Origin of the sequence: Marinifilum flexuosum (assembly GCF_003610555.1) — a bacterium.
Taxonomy (GTDB): Bacteria; Bacteroidota; Bacteroidia; order Bacteroidales; family Marinifilaceae; genus Marinifilum; species Marinifilum flexuosum.
Genome location: NZ_RAPQ01000008.1, coordinates 1,927,985 through 1,946,229, shown reverse-complemented (window position 1 = coordinate 1,946,229; position 18,245 = coordinate 1,927,985). Strand labels below are relative to the sequence as shown.

At 36.9% G+C, this 18,245-nt stretch carries 14 protein-coding genes; 11 read left to right on the top strand and 3 right to left on the bottom strand.

The window, feature by feature from the left end; genetic code table 11:
• Positions 1-148 precede the first annotated feature (148 nt).
• The 4 genes from BXY64_RS07885 (at position 149) to BXY64_RS07870 (ending at position 5,010) form a co-directional block, all read left to right on the top strand.
• Positions 149-1,705 (top strand): DUF4301 family protein, encoded by a 1,557-nt coding sequence (locus BXY64_RS07885; RefSeq protein ID WP_120239340.1) that lies wholly within the window; start codon positions 149-151, stop codon positions 1,703-1,705.
• A 151-nt stretch (positions 1,706-1,856) separates the two neighbouring features.
• Positions 1,857-3,263, top strand: coding sequence for a tetratricopeptide repeat protein (locus tag BXY64_RS07880; protein WP_120239339.1), 1,407 nt, complete (start codon positions 1,857-1,859; stop codon positions 3,261-3,263).
• A gap of 38 nt (positions 3,264-3,301) precedes the next feature.
• Positions 3,302-4,237 carry a DUF368 domain-containing protein gene (locus BXY64_RS07875; RefSeq protein WP_120239338.1) on the top strand — a complete coding sequence of 312 codons (936 nt, stop codon included), beginning with the start codon at positions 3,302-3,304 and terminating at the stop codon, positions 4,235-4,237.
• Between the two features lie 29 nt (positions 4,238-4,266).
• On the top strand, positions 4,267-5,010 hold the full coding sequence (locus tag BXY64_RS07870; protein ID WP_120239337.1) for a shikimate dehydrogenase family protein: 744 nt from the start codon (positions 4,267-4,269) through the stop codon (positions 5,008-5,010).
• 61 nt (positions 5,011-5,071) lie between these two features.
• Here the strand turns inward: BXY64_RS07870 and BXY64_RS07865 are convergent, their stop codons facing one another.
• Positions 5,072-7,765, bottom strand: coding sequence for a TonB-dependent receptor (locus tag BXY64_RS07865; protein ID WP_120239336.1), 2,694 nt, complete (start codon positions 7,763-7,765; stop codon positions 5,072-5,074).
• Positions 7,766-7,852: 87 nt separating this feature from the next.
• Positions 7,853-8,704 carry a GLPGLI family protein gene (locus BXY64_RS07860; RefSeq protein WP_120239335.1) on the bottom strand — a complete coding sequence of 284 codons (852 nt, stop codon included), beginning with the start codon at positions 8,702-8,704 and terminating at the stop codon, positions 7,853-7,855.
• A 384-nt stretch (positions 8,705-9,088) separates the two neighbouring features.
• On the opposite strand from BXY64_RS07860, the gene BXY64_RS07855 reads away from it, so the two are divergent.
• The 5 genes from BXY64_RS07855 (at position 9,089) to BXY64_RS07830 (ending at position 14,925) form a co-directional block, all read left to right on the top strand.
• A complete protein-coding gene (locus tag BXY64_RS07855) occupies positions 9,089-10,294 on the top strand; it encodes a hypothetical protein (RefSeq protein WP_211334432.1) in 1,206 nt (401 codons plus the stop codon).
• A gap of 356 nt (positions 10,295-10,650) precedes the next feature.
• Entirely contained in the window at positions 10,651-11,595 is a 945-nt protein-coding gene (locus tag BXY64_RS07850; RefSeq protein WP_120239334.1) for a TRM11 family SAM-dependent methyltransferase, read from the top strand.
• Positions 11,596-12,333: 738 nt separating this feature from the next.
• Entirely contained in the window at positions 12,334-13,146 is an 813-nt protein-coding gene (locus BXY64_RS07840) for a sensor histidine kinase (protein ID WP_245996618.1), read from the top strand.
• Positions 13,143-13,781, top strand: a complete 639-nt coding sequence (locus tag BXY64_RS07835; protein WP_120239331.1) for a response regulator transcription factor — start codon at positions 13,143-13,145, stop codon at positions 13,779-13,781. The genes BXY64_RS07840 and BXY64_RS07835 overlap by 4 nt, the downstream gene beginning before the upstream one ends.
• Positions 13,782-13,896: 115 nt before the next feature.
• On the top strand, positions 13,897-14,925 hold the full coding sequence (locus tag BXY64_RS07830; RefSeq protein ID WP_120239330.1) for an inorganic phosphate transporter: 1,029 nt from the start codon (positions 13,897-13,899) through the stop codon (positions 14,923-14,925).
• 63 nt (positions 14,926-14,988) lie between these two features.
• On the opposite strand, the gene truA is transcribed toward BXY64_RS07830, so the two are convergent.
• Positions 14,989-15,747, bottom strand: coding sequence for a tRNA pseudouridine(38-40) synthase TruA (gene truA, locus BXY64_RS07825; protein WP_211334431.1), 759 nt, complete (start codon positions 15,745-15,747; stop codon positions 14,989-14,991).
• Between the two features lie 560 nt (positions 15,748-16,307).
• On the opposite strand from truA, the gene BXY64_RS07820 reads away from it, so the two are divergent.
• Both BXY64_RS07820 and BXY64_RS07815 read left to right on the top strand, forming a co-directional pair.
• Positions 16,308-17,303: an AAA family ATPase gene (locus BXY64_RS07820; protein WP_120239329.1), complete on the top strand. Its 996-nt coding sequence runs from the start codon at positions 16,308-16,310 to the stop codon at positions 17,301-17,303.
• 56 nt (positions 17,304-17,359) lie between these two features.
• Positions 17,360-18,232: a DUF58 domain-containing protein gene (locus tag BXY64_RS07815; RefSeq protein ID WP_120239328.1), complete on the top strand. Its 873-nt coding sequence runs from the start codon at positions 17,360-17,362 to the stop codon at positions 18,230-18,232.
• The last annotated feature ends 13 nt before the right edge of the window (positions 18,233-18,245 follow it).

Below are 18,245 nucleotides of genomic sequence, written 5' to 3'. Positions count from 1 at the left end.
GAATACAGACTGATTACTAATCCTATTCTTTTACGATTAAAACAAATCCACTACATTGAATATTTTTTTCATAATTAAAGCTATAGGCCTTTTCTTTTTATGAAAGTATTCTTTATCTTGCCTCGGACACTTTAATAAAACTTTAACCATGTTTTCAGAACAAGATTTATCTCAATTTCAATCTAAAGGAATTTCTGTTGAAAAAATCGAAGAACAGATTGGCAATTTTAAAAATGGCTTTCCGAAGATGAAACTGAAAAAACCGGCTACTATTGAAGACGGTATTACCAAAATTCAAGATGACGAACTTGAGATTTATGAAGAAGTGTATAACACACATTCTAAAAATCTAGAACTTTTAAAGTTTGTTCCTGCCTCTGGTGCAGCATCAAGAATGTTTAAAATCCTTTACGATTTTCTAAACACATATCAGGACACTGAAGATGAATACCTGAAATTCTTATGCAATAAGGGGCCCGAAACCATGTTCAATTTCTTTGATCGCTTGGAAGATTTTGCCTTTTACGGTGACCTTAAAAACGCAATGACTGAAGAAGGATTGGACTTGGATAAAATGGCCGACAAAAATAAATTCAAGGAAATTTTATCGATGTTTCTTAATAGCAAGGGTCTAAATTACGGTAACTTGCCGAAAGGATTGTTGAAATTCCATAGATACAAGCATTATTCAAGAACAGCTTTCGAAGAACATTTGGTTGAAGCACTGAATTATGCAAAAGATGAAGCTGGGAATGCCAATATTCATTTAACTGTCTCTGAAGATCACAAAAAATTGTTTCAGGATCGCTACAACAAAACCAAAGATACCTTCGAAGAAAAATATCAAGGCAACTTAAGTGTATCGTATTCTGTTCAAAAATCTTCTACAGATACAATCGCAGTTGATATTAACAACGAACCTTTCCGTAACGAAGATGGATCAATTCTGTTTCGTCCAGGAGGGCATGGCGCATTAATTGAAAATCTGAACGAGCTTAAAGCTGATATAATTTTCGTTAAAAATATAGACAATGTAGTTCCAGACAGATTAAAAGAAACTACTTACAAGTTTAAGAAAGTTTTAGCAGGTCTATTATTGGAAAATCAATCAATCCTTTTCGATTATTTAAAATTATTGGAAGAGGACAAGGATATCTCTGAAGATATTCTTACCGAAATGTTGACTTTCCTTGAAGAGAAACTTTGTACTACACATCCAGCCAGCTTAAAAAGGGATAATCCTGATAAGGTTAAAAAGTACTTATTCGATAAATTCAACAGACCAATTCGTGTATGCGGAATGGTGAAAAACGAGGGCGAACCAGGTGGAGGACCTTTCTGGGCTAGAAATACCGATGGTTCTGTTTCATTACAAATTGTTGAAGGTTCTCAAATTGACAAATCGGATGTTAGACAGAAAAACATTTTTGAAAGAGCCACTCACTTCAACCCAGTTGATTTGATTTGTGGAACCAAGGATTACCAGGGAAACAAGTTTGATTTAAGCAAATTTATCGATCCTCAAACTGGTTTTATTTCGGAAAAATCAAACAATGGAAGAGATTTAAAAGCCATGGAGTTGCCAGGTTTGTGGAATGGTGCAATGTCTGACTGGAACACCATATTTGCTGAGGTTCCTATCATCACCTTTAACCCGGTAAAAACAGTTTTCGACTTATTACGAATAGAACACAGAAACTTATAATCAACAAAGGTCTTGCCATGCAAGACCTTTTATTTTTAGGCTAATGCCAATATTTCAGTGATAAAAACACCTACTTTGTTAATATCTTACAACTTGGTATTTTTAAAATTAATCCTACTTTTGCAATGCAGTAATCATTTTAATTTGATAAATGATAGATAATACAGAAAACTATCTTGATGGTGATGTGCTTACGATTGTAAGTAGATATGAGGAAATGATTAAAGCGAATGAGCTTTACTACTTTGATGTTCATGAATTTGAAAACATCATAGATCATTATATCGAAAAAAATAAATATAGCGATGCGGTGAAAGTTACCACCATTGCTAGTAAGCAGCATCCTACTGCCATTTCAATTCAAATTAAAAAAGCCCAGGTATTAATCAATCGTGGGCAACATCTCGAAGCACTGGCAATCCTAAATAAAGTTCAGGGAATAGAATCATCCAACAAGGAGATTTGGCTTTTAAAAGGCAACATCTATAACCTGATGGGAAAACACAAAAGTGCTAAAAAACAATTCGACGAAGCTTTAAAGAAAGATCACGAAAACAGAGAAGATCTTCTTTTCAGAATTGCAATGGCTTTCGAACAACTAAACCAATTCGATTTGGCAATTGGATATTTAGAAGAAGCATTAAGACTGAACGAGGAAGATTCCGAAGTACTTTTTGAGCTGGGATATTGCTACGAGAAGCTTGGTTTGGATGAGAAAAGTATTAAAACCTACAGTAAATTTCTCGACATTAACCCTTTCTCAGATAATGCCTGGTACAATATCGGAATTGTTTACAATCGCATGGCGACGTTTCCTAAAGCAATAGAAGCTTACGAGTTTGCTTTGGCAGTAAATCCACAGCACAGTAAGGCATACTTTAATCTGGCAAATGCACTTGCGAATTCTGGCAAATTTGAGGAGGCAATAAAGCTCTACATTGAATATTTAGAATTTGAAGATGATCATGCTTCAACCTATTCTTATATTGGCGAATGTTTCGAAAAATTGAACGAGTACGATCAAGCGTTAAACTATTACGAAACTGCCATAAAAACAAACGAAGAACTTCCTGATCCATGGTTTGGAATGGGATTGATTTTAATGTACCAGGATAAAATTGATGAGAGCTTGGTTTATCTTGAAAAGGCTAATAAACTAGATAGCGACAATCCTGATTATTGGTTTGCTTTGGCATCCGCTTATTCGAGATCAGAAACTCCACAAAAAGCAGTTCGCGCCTTTCGCGAAGCCATTGATTTAGATCCTTACGATCCAACTTTCTCGATCACTCTTGCAGAATTCTACCATAGAAATGAAAAGGTTGAAACTGCCATTGATGTTCTTTTAGAGAGTTGTGGATACAATCCTGATTCGCCGGAACTTTTAAACAATTTGGCTGCTTATTACATGCTTTCGGGCGATTTAAATGCAACAGAGCATTACATCAAGAAATCAACGGATATTGATGCCGAAAACCTGAATGAAATCTTCCTTCAGTTTCCTGAACTGGAAGAAAACTCACAATTCAAGAAGATTATAGCGGCTTATTCCGCATAGAAAATATATTGCTACTTAATTTCACGCACAAAACAATTATGCCTAGAAAAATTAAAGATTATGTTCTTATTGCCCTAAAAGGTATGGGTATGGGAGCTGCTGACGTGGTACCTGGAGTTTCGGGTGGAACCATTGCTTTTATTACTGGAATCTACGAAGAATTAATCAATACCATTAAATCAGTAAACCTAAGTTCTATCAAACTTCTTTTGCAGTTTAAGCTGAAAGATTTCTGGAAAGCTATTAATGGTAATTTTCTTTTGGCCTTATTATCTGGTATTGGATTTAGTTTCTATACATTGGCTAAGATCGTGAAAAACTTGCTAGAAACTCAACCCATTTTAATTTGGTCGTTCTTTTTTGGTCTAATCGTAGCTTCGGCAATTGTGGTTGCCCGAAAAATTACAGAATGGAAAGCCAGAACCATCATTGCCATGATTATTGGTACTGTTATAGCCTATATGGTTGTCGAATTAACACCGGCCGAGGCTCCAACCAGTTACTGGTTTTTATTTCTATCCGGCGCTTTGGCAATTTGTGCCATGATTCTTCCAGGAATCTCAGGAGCATTCATCCTGGTCTTATTAGGATCATACAATCATATCCTAAGCGCTTTGAGCAATTTTAAAGTTGATGTGATTGCAACCGTGGCCGCAGGTGCAGGAGTGGGTATCCTAAGCTTCTCTCACCTATTAAGCTGGTTGCTTAAAAAATATCACAACATGACCATTGGTTTGCTTTCAGGATTCATGATTGGATCATTAAACAAGGTATGGCCTTGGAAAGAAACCATTACCACAAGAATTGATAGGCATGGAGAGGTTATTCCTGTACTTCAAAAGAACATTCTACCTGGAACCTTTGAGTCGATTCAAGCGCAAGATTCCCAACTGTACTTTGCTTTAATTTTGGCTCTGGCTGGATTCTTGCTAATTTGGATTATGGAAAAATATTCTCCGGAAGAATCAAAATAAACATCAACTATTAATTTGAATTAACCACAATGAACACCTACGGCATTCTTGGATATCCTTTGGGACATTCCTTCTCGAAAAAATACTTCGAAGAGAAATTTACTGACTTAAATATCGAAGCTGAATTTTTGAACTTTGAGCTTCCTTCCATTCAGGAGTTGCCTAAAATTTTGGACGAAAACAATCGCCTCAAAGGCTTTTGTGTAACCATTCCATACAAAGAAGAAGTAATTCCATTTTTGGATGAAATCGATCCTTTAGCAGAAAAGCTGGGTGCTGTAAACTCTGTTCAGATTATTAAAAATGGTAATGAAATAAAACTGAAAGGATTCAATACTGATATTTACGGTTTTCAGGAATCACTAAAGGAATTTATTGGAGAAAAACGACCAAAAGCCTTGATTCTTGGAACAGGTGGAGCATCGAAAGCAGTAGCTGGAGGTTTGGAAGATTTGGGTATCGAATATCGCTTTGTGAGTCGATCAGCCAAAGAAAACCAATTCACCTACGAGGAATTGACACAGGAAACCATGGAGGATTACAAGTTAATCGTTAACTGCTCTCCCTTGGGTACATTTCCAAAAGATGATACTTGCCCGAACATTCCATACCAACATTTAAGTAAGGAACACTTTCTTTACGATTTGGTGTACAACCCGGCCGAAACACTATTCATGAAAAAAGGTGCAGAACAAGGAGCCAAAATGCACAATGGTTTAAAAATGCTTCATCTGCAAGCTGAGAAGAATTGGGAAATCTGGAACGAATTATAATTACGAATTACGAGAAGGGCTAATTTCTATCGTAATTCGTAATTAAAAGTTCGTAATTGATTTAAATGTCATACTTCACCGTAAACAAGAAATACCTTGGCTGCACAAAGTAGGTTGACGAAGTAAAGGAAAAATCGTTCTCACTATTTCTATCCAAAGAATCCGTATCCAGCAGATTCTTTCCTTTGATACCAAACTCCCATTTACTATCCTTTTTTCTGTAGGTTAAATCAGCTTCTAAAAAACTATACTCATTCTCTATGGTCTTGTCCTTATCGGTATAAGAATAAAAATCGTAGTCTGCCGTAAGAATAAAGTTTTTCAGGAAAGCCATATCTAATCTTGCAAATGGACGCTTGGTATAATAAGTACTTGTAGTGGCTCCTCTATCGTATTTATTGATGCTATACTTGTATCCAAATTCAATATTTGGAGCATTCTTAAAGTTCGTACCAATAGATCCTGTATAGTTCTGATTAAATGACTCCGATTTTGTTGGCTGAGAATTCACCAAATTGTTGTTCTCGCTCCAGGAAACATTAGCTTTAGCCGATATTTTTATATTCTTGTATGTTCGTTGGTATCTCGCATTGGCGCTTAATGACTCATCCGACAAATCAGAATTAATGGTTGAATTGATCTGGTTAATACCCATAGGAATCACATTGTTCTTGAACCCTTCAATACTTTTAGTATAGCTGATATTCGCAAACATGTGGGTAAAATTGAACATGTTAAAACTAAAGAAGTTCAGAGATACATTGTGTTTTAAAGCGCTTTCCAATTCAGGATTTCCACTGTATACCGAATTGTAATTGTTCAACACAAAAGCCTCTGCATATTTCGACACATCGGTAAAGGTTCTGGTAATTCTGTAGTTGAATCGCAAATTTTCCGATTTCTTTAACTGCATATTGATATAAACATCTGGCAAAACAGAAGTCAAATCGTCCTTAACTTTATTGTCATGCTGTGTGCTCTTGGTTTCGTATTGGTGAACTGTAAACCCAGGATTAAAAGTGAACATCCCCGCCTTCAATTTGTAGTGAAATCCGAAAAACAGATCAGAAACATTAAATTTCACATCGTTCTTGAATTCATCGCCTGCCATTTCCAAATCAGATTCATCATCCAACTTTTGGAATATCTCCGTATCGTAATTCTGATGATTCTGAGTAGTTCCCAAGGTAAACTGCAAGTTGCTCTTGTCTCCGGTTACCAAATAGTAATCTAGTTTTGCATCTACTTTATTGGTAACAATTCTCTTCTCCTGATTCATATTGTAGAAACTCACCGAATTATCTATCGGAAATAAGTCAGTAAATGCAAACTCATCACGAACTGAATTGTAAAACGGATCCTCGTTTTGATACAAATGCTGACCTTCGAAAGCAAATATGTTCTTATCATTTGCCGTGTAATAGATTTTAGCGGATTGTTGCAAAGTAATCGGCTCCTGTTGTTTCAACTGGTAAATTCTATCCAATTCATCATTAACCGTCGACTCCACTTCTTCTTCCTCATCATCGTCCGATTGCTTCACAAAAATGTCGTAATCAAACTGGAAGTTTGCATTTGGCTTATACACCGAATTGAACTTGAACAAACCCAACTCTACATCCTGATCGTTCCTGCTAATGCTTTTCTCCACCTGCGATTGTTTATCCTCTAACTCGTAGGTAGTTATTTTTTGTGTTTCCATTAAGGTCCCGGTGTAAGAATAGATTCCAAACCCTCCAATATCCCAGTTATCTTTCAACTCATAACTAAAGTTCAAAGCTGCAAACCTGGTTTCGATATCCTTGGCACGGTTATTTTGAGCTGTAGAAATTCCCAAAGAATTCCCTCCCACGCTAATGGAACTTCCTCCTCCTGGATTAAAACCTCTAAAACCACCCGTAAAATTCATGAAATCTCTCCGGGTAAAAGGAACCTCACCAATATTATTGGCATCGGTAATCAGGTTTAAACTGAATTTGGGGCTGTAATAAAACAATTTTGGATGCGCCAAATACTTCTCATCAGGACCTGCACCAAGAGTGAACTCACCAAACCAAAATTTATCCTTCCCTTTCTTCAGTCTAATATTCAAAGCAATATTATCCTCGTCGTTGGTAAGGCCTCTCATTTGGCCAATTTCATTGTAGTTTCTTAGTACTTCAACCTTGCTTACTGCATCGGCAGGAATGTTATCGGCAGCAATTTTAGAATCGCCATCGAAGAAATCCTTTCCTTCCACCATCACTTTTTGCACCTGCTTCCCCTCTACCTCAATCTGTCCATCCTCATTCATCTCCACCCCTGGCAGAGTAACCAGAACATCTTTCAGTTTACGCTCGGTTCCCACAGTAAACGAATCAGTATCGTATACAATGGTATCACCTTTCACCATTACAGGCATGGTGTAAGTCACATCAACCTCGTTCAACATGCTGTTCTCTTCCGACATGCTCAAATCATGACTTCCATCTTCTGTAGTAGCTTCGTATCGGAATTCTTTAGCTTCATAGCCAATAAAACTCACCTTAATATTGTACACCGAACCCGACTTCAACTTCACCTTATACAAACCACTATGATTGGTAACACAATACGATTCCAACAAGTTCGTCTCCGCATTTATTGCAATTACATTAGCCATTTCAATGGCCTTACCAGAATCATCCGTAACGATTCCTTTAAGATTGACATTCTCCTGTGCAAAAGTCATAAAACTTGCACACAACAATACCAATATGAAAAAATTCTTTTTCATGATTTTCCTTTCAATTTAAATGAAGTAGTGGGTTTATTCTATCTGATCACTATTTACTGATCATTGTTTACTGATCACTGATCACTGCTAATGTCTTCCTCTTCCACCTCCAGGTCTCATACTTCTAAAATTCTCACGCATCTCTTTCATTTTCTTACGCGATATCTCATCATATTCAGCCTGATTCACCTCTTTGCCTTTTTTAGGCTCTTTGATATCGATCTTCTCTTTTGGATTGATTACGATTTTTGAACATAGAATACTGGTTCTGCCATCATTCAATTCCATGATTAAACCTGGCAATCCCCAATATTCGCCCGGACCTTGATTCACAGGAATCTCAGGACAATACCAAGCTACAATTTCAATCTTCTTTTCAATCACCTCAGGCTCTTTGTTATCTGCTTGCTGATCTCTACCTCTTCGCTGAAAAACCGCCCTCATATTTGGCTCACTCACATGTTTCACTGCGGTAGCCTTGTAAGCTGTATAATTGCCAATCTTTTTGGTTTCTGCTTGCATCTGCCATTGTAATTTTGGCAAACTATCGTTCACTAAAAAAATCTTTCCAAATAAATCTTTCGATACTGCATATTTTCCCGACTTCACATTCTTGTAGTAATCTTCACCGCCTGCACCCATCATCATGCCCATACGCATACCACCTCGGCCCTGTCCCATTCCTGGTTGTTCCAACTTTTCTTCTTGTTTGTATACCGATTCGGTTCTGTTAAAACTTAAGATGTAGGTTCTTTCGCTCATCTGTTTCATGCGTTCCAGAATCATCTTTTTACGATCCTCCGGAATTTGTCTTCCCCCAAAATCCATATTAATGGTGGTTTTACTTTCATAGTATGCTTTGCCCTGAAAGTCTTGAGCAAATAAGCTGTTTCCAAAAACAACAAGGACCGCAAAAACACATGGTATAATCTTATTCATCTTTTTCTTTTTAATAATTACTGATTCTAAGACTAGATAATGAGCCAATGGTTTAATCTTTGCATTTAAAACCTTTGTTTTTATTCCTTCCCTTTAATTTTAAACAATTCGTATATAAACACCTGTAACATCATTAAATTCGATAAGGATAAATAAAGTAAGCTACACTTAACACAATACACACAACCAACAAATTCAAGCATACATTACTACTCGAACTATCCAACAAATTATTTTGTCCCATTTTTAAAAAACCATTCTAGAGCTATGGGAAAAGCAATTAAAAAAGTCCCAATAACCACCAGTAGGACTTATTCGATTAGGAAAGCCAGAAGTTCTATCTCTACTTTTGCTTCCAGATTGTTGAAATAAAATTTTTATAGCATGACAAAGAAACTTATAACTTTCAGCTTTTTCGTATTAAGCTCTTTCGCATTGACAGCTTGTAGTAATGATGATGACATTGTAACTGAAACTCCAGTTGTTATATCCGATAACGAAATAAGTAATACGATTCCATCCAATTTGGGTAGTGCTTACAGTACTGCCAATCAGTTTGACCGATACGTAAAAGTTACAACACCAAATGGTGGAAGCATCCATATTGTAGCCCAAAATAAACTAAGCGACGAACAAATCATTCGATGCAAAAACATACTAAATCATTATTTAACCGATTACCCTGATTCAAAATATGGCAGCGATAAATCAGCCATAGCCGATAAAATGGCCGATAACAATGCTATTTTATGCCTGTTAAATGGTCAAGACGATGGAAACAATCCAGTAGGAGAGCAAGTAACTGGGCAGCCATTGTATCAAAATGAAATTCAAGTTGAAGGTGGCTCTTGGTATATGAATCAAAACTATGAGCACAGAGATGCAGCATTCGAAGAAATTTTGCATTTTGTTCATGACTATGGTATTGGTATTGATGAAAATGGCACACCATCAAAACGAGGTGCAGCACCAGAATTTCAAAAAGAAATTAGAGCTGCTCAAAAAAATGGATTATCTAATAATTTATGGGGAATTGGTCAAACCGATTGGATTAACGAGCTAACTCAAGAAAATAGTTTAAGCCAGGAATATCTAGCTGCTGTTATCGATAGCTATTATGGCCTTTGGGGAGCATATACACGAAATACAACCCACGGAATGTGGGGCTTGTATGTGGCAAACAACCGCACAGATATGAAAACCGACGACCCAATGGGTTATGAGTTAATGAACAACAAGTTCTTCCATCCATACTTAACTTATAACGCTCGTATTAATGCCAGTTTAAATGGTAATTTTTCTTTAAAATTTGATAAATCGAAACCATACACCCACTGCTCTCAATACTTAAAAGATGTTACTTTATTAGGAAGCAACAACAATACGGTTACGGTGAACCAATTGGATAATAATATCACTGGAAATACTGGTTCCAATACAGTTATTTTCTCTGGAAAAAGCTCAGAATATACCATAAGCACCGACAAAGAATCTACTATTGTTACAGATAACAATGAAAATAGAGACGGAACCAATAAGCTAACAAATATCGAAAAATTACAATTCACCGACAAAACAGTAAGTTTGTAAGACCTCTTTATTCCCACAATTATTGTAAAAGCAGTTTAAGCTAGTCCTTAAGCTGCTTTTTCATTTGTGTAAATTGCATTTTTTGGATTATCCAGAGCATTCGGGATTTTGCATCCTTTTCCATCGATGGAACCGACCGAAGGGAGCTCATGAATTCCTTAATAAAGAAATTATTTAATGAATAAAAAGGATGAGCCTTGCGGCTTGAGCATGACCAATTTAATAGAAGGAATTAAATTTATATGGCTCGTTTAATAGTGTAATTAGTATTAAACTTTACTTGACTAGATTTTTGTTAGTTAAGGTGGTTTTAATAATTTCGGGCATTCTTAGGAATTTAAACCTACCAAAAACAAATGCAAGCAAGCAAATACATATACACCTACATCTACGACAATCACGAAAGTGATCTTTGTAAGCTCGAATCAAAATATCTTTTCAACCAGGAAGAAAAGAACAAGCTATTGATTTCTGATATCAAGATCGAACCTACGTGCAGCGCTTTCATCCGAAAAAGAATTGATGTTCAGCTTCAATCTGAGGACTATTTGGAACTGATCGAGAAAATCAAAAATGAAAAGATTTCTGTTGATGATTTTAAGGTGGAATATGTGGTTTTAAATGGCGACAAAACCAAGTACAAGGATCGTTTGGACAAACTAAGAGATGTTGGCTACAATATTAATGGCATGCCCGAATATTACAAGCCAAAAATCACCTATGCCATTTGCTGTCACCAGGGAACCTGGTATTTTGGAACCTTGCTTAAAAATGATTTTGCTTGGGAGAAACACAACAAAAAACCTTTTTCCTACAGCAATTCAATCAATATTAACATTGCCAAAGCATTGGTAATCCTGGCTGCCAAAACCAACAAGGAAACAAAACTCTTGGATGCTTGTTGCGGAGTTGGTACAATTATGCTCGAAGCTTGTTTTGCCGGATACAATATTGAAGGTAACGATATCAATTGGAAAGTGTGCCGACAAGCGCGCCAAAATCTTGCTCATTTCAATTATGAAAGTACGGTATATCGCTCCGATATTAAAGATATCGAGAACAGGTACGATGCTGCCATTATCGACTTGCCATACAATTTGTTTAGCTATGCTGATGAGAATACCATATCCCACATCATCGAGTCGTCAGCCAAAGTAACTGATCGTTTGGTGATTGTTTCTACCACAGACATTTCTGAAATTGTAAACAATGCAGGCATGAGCATAACCGATCATTGTAGCGTTCGCAAAAAAGAGAAGGCCAATTTCGCCAGAAGAATTTGGGTTTGCGAGAAGAATTGATCATTTCAGATTGGTTGAGCTTCCGTTCATTCGGGAGCCTTTCCGCAGACAAAAAATCAGCTTCCGCACGGAAAGAAATTGTTTCTGCACGCCAAGGTACCCTTTCCGCACAGCCAGGCACCGCTTCAGCACGCCGATTTTCTTCTTCAGCACGCAAAGGTGAGCCTTCCGCACACAAATTTGGTTTTTCAGCACACAAGTTTGGTTCTTCAGCACACAAGTTTGGTTCTTCCGCACACAAATTTGGTTCTTCCGCACGTGAGGGAACCCCTTCCGCACACCAAATCACTGCTTCCTTTGCATAAAGGAAATACTCACCTTTGTAACGGAAAGGATAAAATACCGTTCTGAAAGATTATTTTCACGAACGGACTAATCACCTAATGTTACGGAATAACAAAAAGGTTTTGCGGAACAACAAAGTCATGTAAAGGAGCCTTACAAATCCCTAACAATTCAGGATAATCAATCTTAGCAAAAACAACTTTTACACATGTCTACCATCCAAGTATTGAAAGCGAACTGGTATAAGAAGGTTTTTATATTCCAATTGAAATTATACGTTTATTCACGTAAGTCTTTCATGAATAATATCCCTAATATTGTAACATGATTTTGCATGTGGCACTTATAATATCTGTACTATTACAATTTGGGGCATTTTATATCACAATAAAATTAATCCCAAAAACAAAATTTAACAGCTCCTGGATTCTCATATCTGCAGGTTTTTTATTGATGGCGATCAGACGATGTATCGAACTGGTTCACCTGTGGACAGCTCCTTCAAATACCGATATTTTTACGCTCGCTAACTGGATTGCTGTTTTTATTTCACTTTTAATGTTCATTGGAGCTTTCTACATCCGAAGAATTTTTCAGCTTCAGGATCAAATTAATAAACTTCGAAAAGATAGTGAAGCCAAAATATTAAATGCTGTGATTAAAACAGAGGAGAACGAACGTCAGATTTTTGCAAAAGAGCTGCACGATGGTTTAGGTCCAATTTTATCGAGCATTAAGATGACTGTTTCTGCCATAAACAATAGCATTGATCATCCCAAAAACACAGAACTAATGCAAAAGGTCGATCATGCTACCGATGAAGCCATTCTTTCGATTAAAGAGCTATCGAACAAATTAAGCCCCCACATTCTTGAGCGATTCGGATTGGAAAAGGCCATTAAAACATTCATTGAAGGCATACATCTACCCGAACAAATTCAAATATCTCTGAACCTAAAATTGAACAATACAAGGGGTGATTACAATATAGAACTTGTGATCTACAGGGTTATTGGAGAGTTAATAACCAATACAATAAAACATGCCAATGCCTCTAAAATTGACATATCTCTTTTACAATACCAACAAAAATTGCAGTTAATTTATACTGATAATGGTAAAGCTTATTCTCCTTTACAGGATAACACGGAAGGAATGGGTATCTCTAATATCAAATCGAGGGTACGATCTTTAAATGGCACTGTTCAGATGAATAATAAACAACACAGAGGTTGTTATGTGAAAATTGAAATTCCTGAAAAATGAAATCAGTACTAAAGATTGCTGTAGTAGACGATCATGAACTATTCAGAGAAGGATTAAAGTTTCTTCTTGAACAGCAAATGGAAAATTGTGAAATCAAAGAAGCTGGCAATGGAAAGGATTTAATGACACTTTTATCAGGTTGGTATGCTGATATTGTTTTAATGGATATCGAAATGCCAGTAATGAATGGAATTGAATCAAGCAAAGAGGTATGCAAAAAATACCCTAATACAAAAATCATTGCCCTTTCCATGCACGCCAATGAGAACTATTATTCGGAAATGATTAACGCGGGGGCAAAGGCTTTTCTGCTCAAAAATTCCAAATTCGAAGAAGTTCAACAAGCCATTGAAGCGGTAATCAACGACAATAGCTTTTTCTCAACTGAAATTCTTGAAAGCATCTTTAAAAACCTGAGTCATAAACACGACAACAAATCCGATCTTACCCAAAGAGAAACAGAGATTCTTTATAATATCTGTAAAGGGCTATCAAACCATGAAATTGCGAACCAATTATGCATAAGCAAACGCACCGTTGACAAACATCGCGAAAATTTACTCTTAAAAACTCAATCAAAAAACACAGCCTCTCTGGTTGTTTATGCCATCAAGCATCATATTTTCGAAGTGTAATTTATAAGCCAAGTTAAAATACGCACAAACACCTACAACATTACGTTTTAGAACTGTTCCTTTCGGAATTAGCGGATGATATTTTTGTTTTCTATAAAATCAAAATATTCAATCTATGTTAATTCCATTTTTAATACCATTTGTCATTGCAATTTTTTTATCCATTACCATGGGAGGAAGTGGTACTGCTCCAGCATTTTCGGCTGCCTACGGATCTAATGTCATCAAAAAGAATTTAATTCCCGGTTTATTTGGCTTAATGGTATTTCTTGGTGCAATTACAGGAGGCAAAGAAACGGCTAAAACCATTGGAAAAGGCTTACTTAGTCCTGAACTGATGAGCTTTTCAATTGTATCCATTATTTTGCTCTCTGTAGCTTTTTCATTGCTTATAGCAAATCTATTTGGAATCCCACAATCTACCAGTCAGGCAACCGTTATGGCGGTTACCGCACCTGCTTTGTATTTCGATTCCTTAAATTCAGACAAACTATTGTATGAAATTATTCCAACATGGTTTGTTATGCCACTGCTCTCTTTTATCCTTGCATACATGGCCGGGAAATACATCTACAGGCCCATTCGAAAACGGGGTTATACCATCTCCAAAAAAATAAATAACAGCTATATTTTAAAAGGTTTGATCCTTGCAATGTCGATGTATGTTGCATTTTCCATAGGAACAAATAATGTGGCAAATGCAGCAGGTCCCCTTTCATCCATGGCGTGTATCGAGCTTAATGTTGCAAAAAATCAATATTTACAGGTGTTAATACTTGCTACACTAATTGTAGCACCAAGCTTTAGTATTGGCAGTTCCATATTTGGAGATAAAATTGTTCAAAACACAGGAAAGCAAATTGTTCTTTTTGGCAAAATAGAAGCTGTAATTATTGCATTCATTTCGGCCAGCCTTCTTCTGGGTGCATCCTTAATAAAAGGAATACCCACCTCGTTGGTTCAGCTTAACGTGGGAGCAATAATCGGCATTGGAGTTGCCAAACTAGGCTTTCGTAACATATTCAAAAAAACTGAAGTCGATCGTTTTTTTATCATGTGGATCATCGCTCCAATTATTGCATTCTTACTATCTCTGTTTTTCACCTATTTGATCGATCAGTCAGGATTACTTCACATTCAATAAAATGTTCCTGACCATTAAGTTATTCTCATTTGAGAAGAATGACCTGCAAGTTTTCTTTTGCAACTACAAATCTCTAATGGTATCAGGATAATCAATTGTAGCCAAAAACAAGCCATGACCTGGAACCGATGAACCAGCATTTGATCGGTTCTTGCTTTCGATTACCTGGCGGAAATCGTCCAGATTCATTTTGCCTCGGCCCACCTCAACCAAGGTACCCACAATGGCACGAACCATATTGCGAAGGAAACGATCGGCCTTAACGGTAAACACCAACTCATCGCCATTATCCTTCCACTCTGCCTGGTAGATTTTGCAATTGTTGGTTTTCACATCGGTGTGCAGCTTGCTAAAGCTGGTAAAATCTTCGAATTCGAACAGAATTTTAGCCGCCTCGTTCATTTTTTGCACATCCAATTCGTAAGCTACCTTCCAATGCGATTCCAATCGAAAAGGATTCTTCTCTTTGGTGATAAAGTAATGATAGGTTCTTGCCGTAGCATCAAAGCGTGTGTGTGCCTCTTCCCTCACCTGAAAAGTTTGCTTAATGGCAATATCATGAGGTAAAAAACGATTCAAACGAAAAGTCAGCTTGTCGCAATCAAAAGTCACTTGCTCATCCACATCGAAATGTGCATAAAAATCGCTGGCATGAACCCCTGTATCGGTTCTACCGCAGCCCACCACATTGATTTCGCAATTTAAGATGGTAGATAATGCCTTATTTAAAACCTCCTGCACTGTAATTGCATTGGGTTGTATCTGCCATCCATGATAATTTGTGCCTTTATAGCTTAATCTGATAAAATATCGTTTGTTCAAATCGTAGAGTTTTTCTTTAATCTGGGACAAAAATAGTAAAAAGAATAAAAGTCAAAGAGTCGAAATGTCGAACGGTTGAATTCTGAAATAGTAGAAAGGTAGAATGGTTGAAAAGTTAGAGGAAAGTAAAATTTGCAGTGAACAATCTCTTGTTCTTAACTCTCTCTATCTCTCTCCTCTAGGAGAGGGTTGGGGTGAGGTGGTTTTCAACTATATTAATGCTGTCTTTACAACAACTAAAAATAGAATTAATTGTTAAAGCCAAAGCATTGCCTTGGCTCTACTTCTATTATTTGATCCGCACAGACGGGATTAATCCCGTCTCTACCCAAAAACACTATTCACCTTTTTTCCATGAGTTTTGAAGTTTGTTTTTTGGAATTTGATTTTTTGGATTTGACTTATGAAACTTTCCGCGTGTATCCTGAAGCTTTCAAAACGTTAACACTTTTTAACTGCATTAAACTTTTATAAAATCATCAAAAATTTATCTTTGTAGAGGTTTTTCGGGAATCCGGAACATTTTATGTCAAAATTTAAGTAAACAAATAAATATTTCTATGATCCAAACAGTTGATATCAAAGAGCTAAATGAGCGTATCCAAAGAGAAAGTTCTTTTGTGGATATGATTTCTATGGAGATGAACAAAGTTATTGTTGGACAGAAACACCTTGTTGAAAGCCTTTTAATTGGTATGCTTTCCAATGGTCATATCCTATTGGAAGGGGTTCCAGGTTTGGCAAAAACACTTGCCATTAATACACTTTCAACTACTATTGATGCGGACTTTAGCCGTATTCAGTTTACTCCAGACCTTTTGCCTGCCGATTTATTGGGTACAATGATTTACAGCCAGAAGAAAGAGGAGTTCGTGGTGAAAAAAGGACCTATCTTTGCCAACTTCATACTTGCCGATGAGATCAACCGTGCTCCTGCAAAAGTACAGGCTGCTTTACTGGAGGCTATGCAGGAACGTCAGATTACCATTGGCGACACTACTTATAAACTGGAAGAACCATTCTTGGTAATGGCAACTCAGAACCCGATTGAGCAAGAAGGTACCTACCCGCTTCCTGAAGCACAGGTTGACCGTTTCATGCTTAAGGTGGTGATTAACTATCCTAAAAAAGAGGAAGAGCAGTTAATCATGCGTCAGAATCTTTTGAAAGCATTTCCTAAAGCATCACAAATCTTAAAACCAGAAGATATCATTAAAGCACGCGATGTGGTTAAGGATGTTTACATGGATGAAAAGATTGAAAAATACATTGTTGATATCATTTTCGCGACCCGTTTCCCTGCTGATTACGGATTGGAAAAATACAAAGAAATGATCGCATTTGGTGGATCGCCTCGTGCAAGTATCTCTTTGGCATCTGCAGCAAAAGCTTATGCATTCATCAAGCGCAGAGGATATGTAATTCCTGAAGATATTCGTGCAGTGGCTCACGATGTATTGCGTCACAGAATTGGCTTGACTTACGAAGCAGAAGCAAACAATATTACCAGCGAAAATATCATTAGCGAAATTCTAAATACTGTTGAAGTACCATAGCAAGCAATTATCAATTAGTAATTGTTAATTAATAATTATTCATTCTTAATTAAACTATGGAGACTAGTGAATTATTAAAACGCGTAAGGCAAATCGAGATCAAAACCAGAGGTCTTTCCCGCAATATTTTTGCGGGTGAGTATCACTCTGCGTTTAAAGGTCGAGGAATGACTTTCGCCGAAGTTCGCGAATATCAGTATGGTGACGATATCCGAAACATCGACTGGAATGTTACTGCGCGCTACAACAATCCATACGTTAAGCTGTTCGAAGAAGAACGTGAGCTTACCGTAATGTTGATGATTGATGTGAGTGGTAGCCGTGAGTTTGGTACCATGTCGAAGCTGAAAAAGAACCAGATTACCGAAATTGCCGCTGTTTTGGCATTCTCTGCAATACAGAACAACGATAAAATTGGTGTAATTTTCTTTTCGGATACCATCGAGAAATTTATCCCTCCTAAAAAGGGAAAAACTCATATTCTGAGAATTATTCGTGAGTTAATCGATTTTAAACCTGAACACCGAAGTACCGATATCAGCAATGCATTGCGATACCTTACCAATGCCATTAAAAAGCATTGTACCACTTTCGTGATTTCAGATTTTATCGATGATAAGGATTATGAAAATGCTTTGACCATTGCGAACAAAAAACATGATGTGGTGGCACTTAAAATTTACGATCAACGCGAAACGGAACTTCCTTCCATTGGCTTGGTTAAAATTAAAGATGCCGAAACAGGAGAATATTCCTGGGTAGATACATCGAACAAGAAAGTTCGTGAAAAATATGCCGGGTGGTGGCGAAAGCAAGAAGAAAATACCACCGAAGTTTTTAAGCGTTCGGGAGTTGATGTGGCTAATATCAGAACCGATCAGGATTACGTAAGATCACTGATCAACCTATTCCAACGCAGAGGACATTAATCAGGAAACTGAG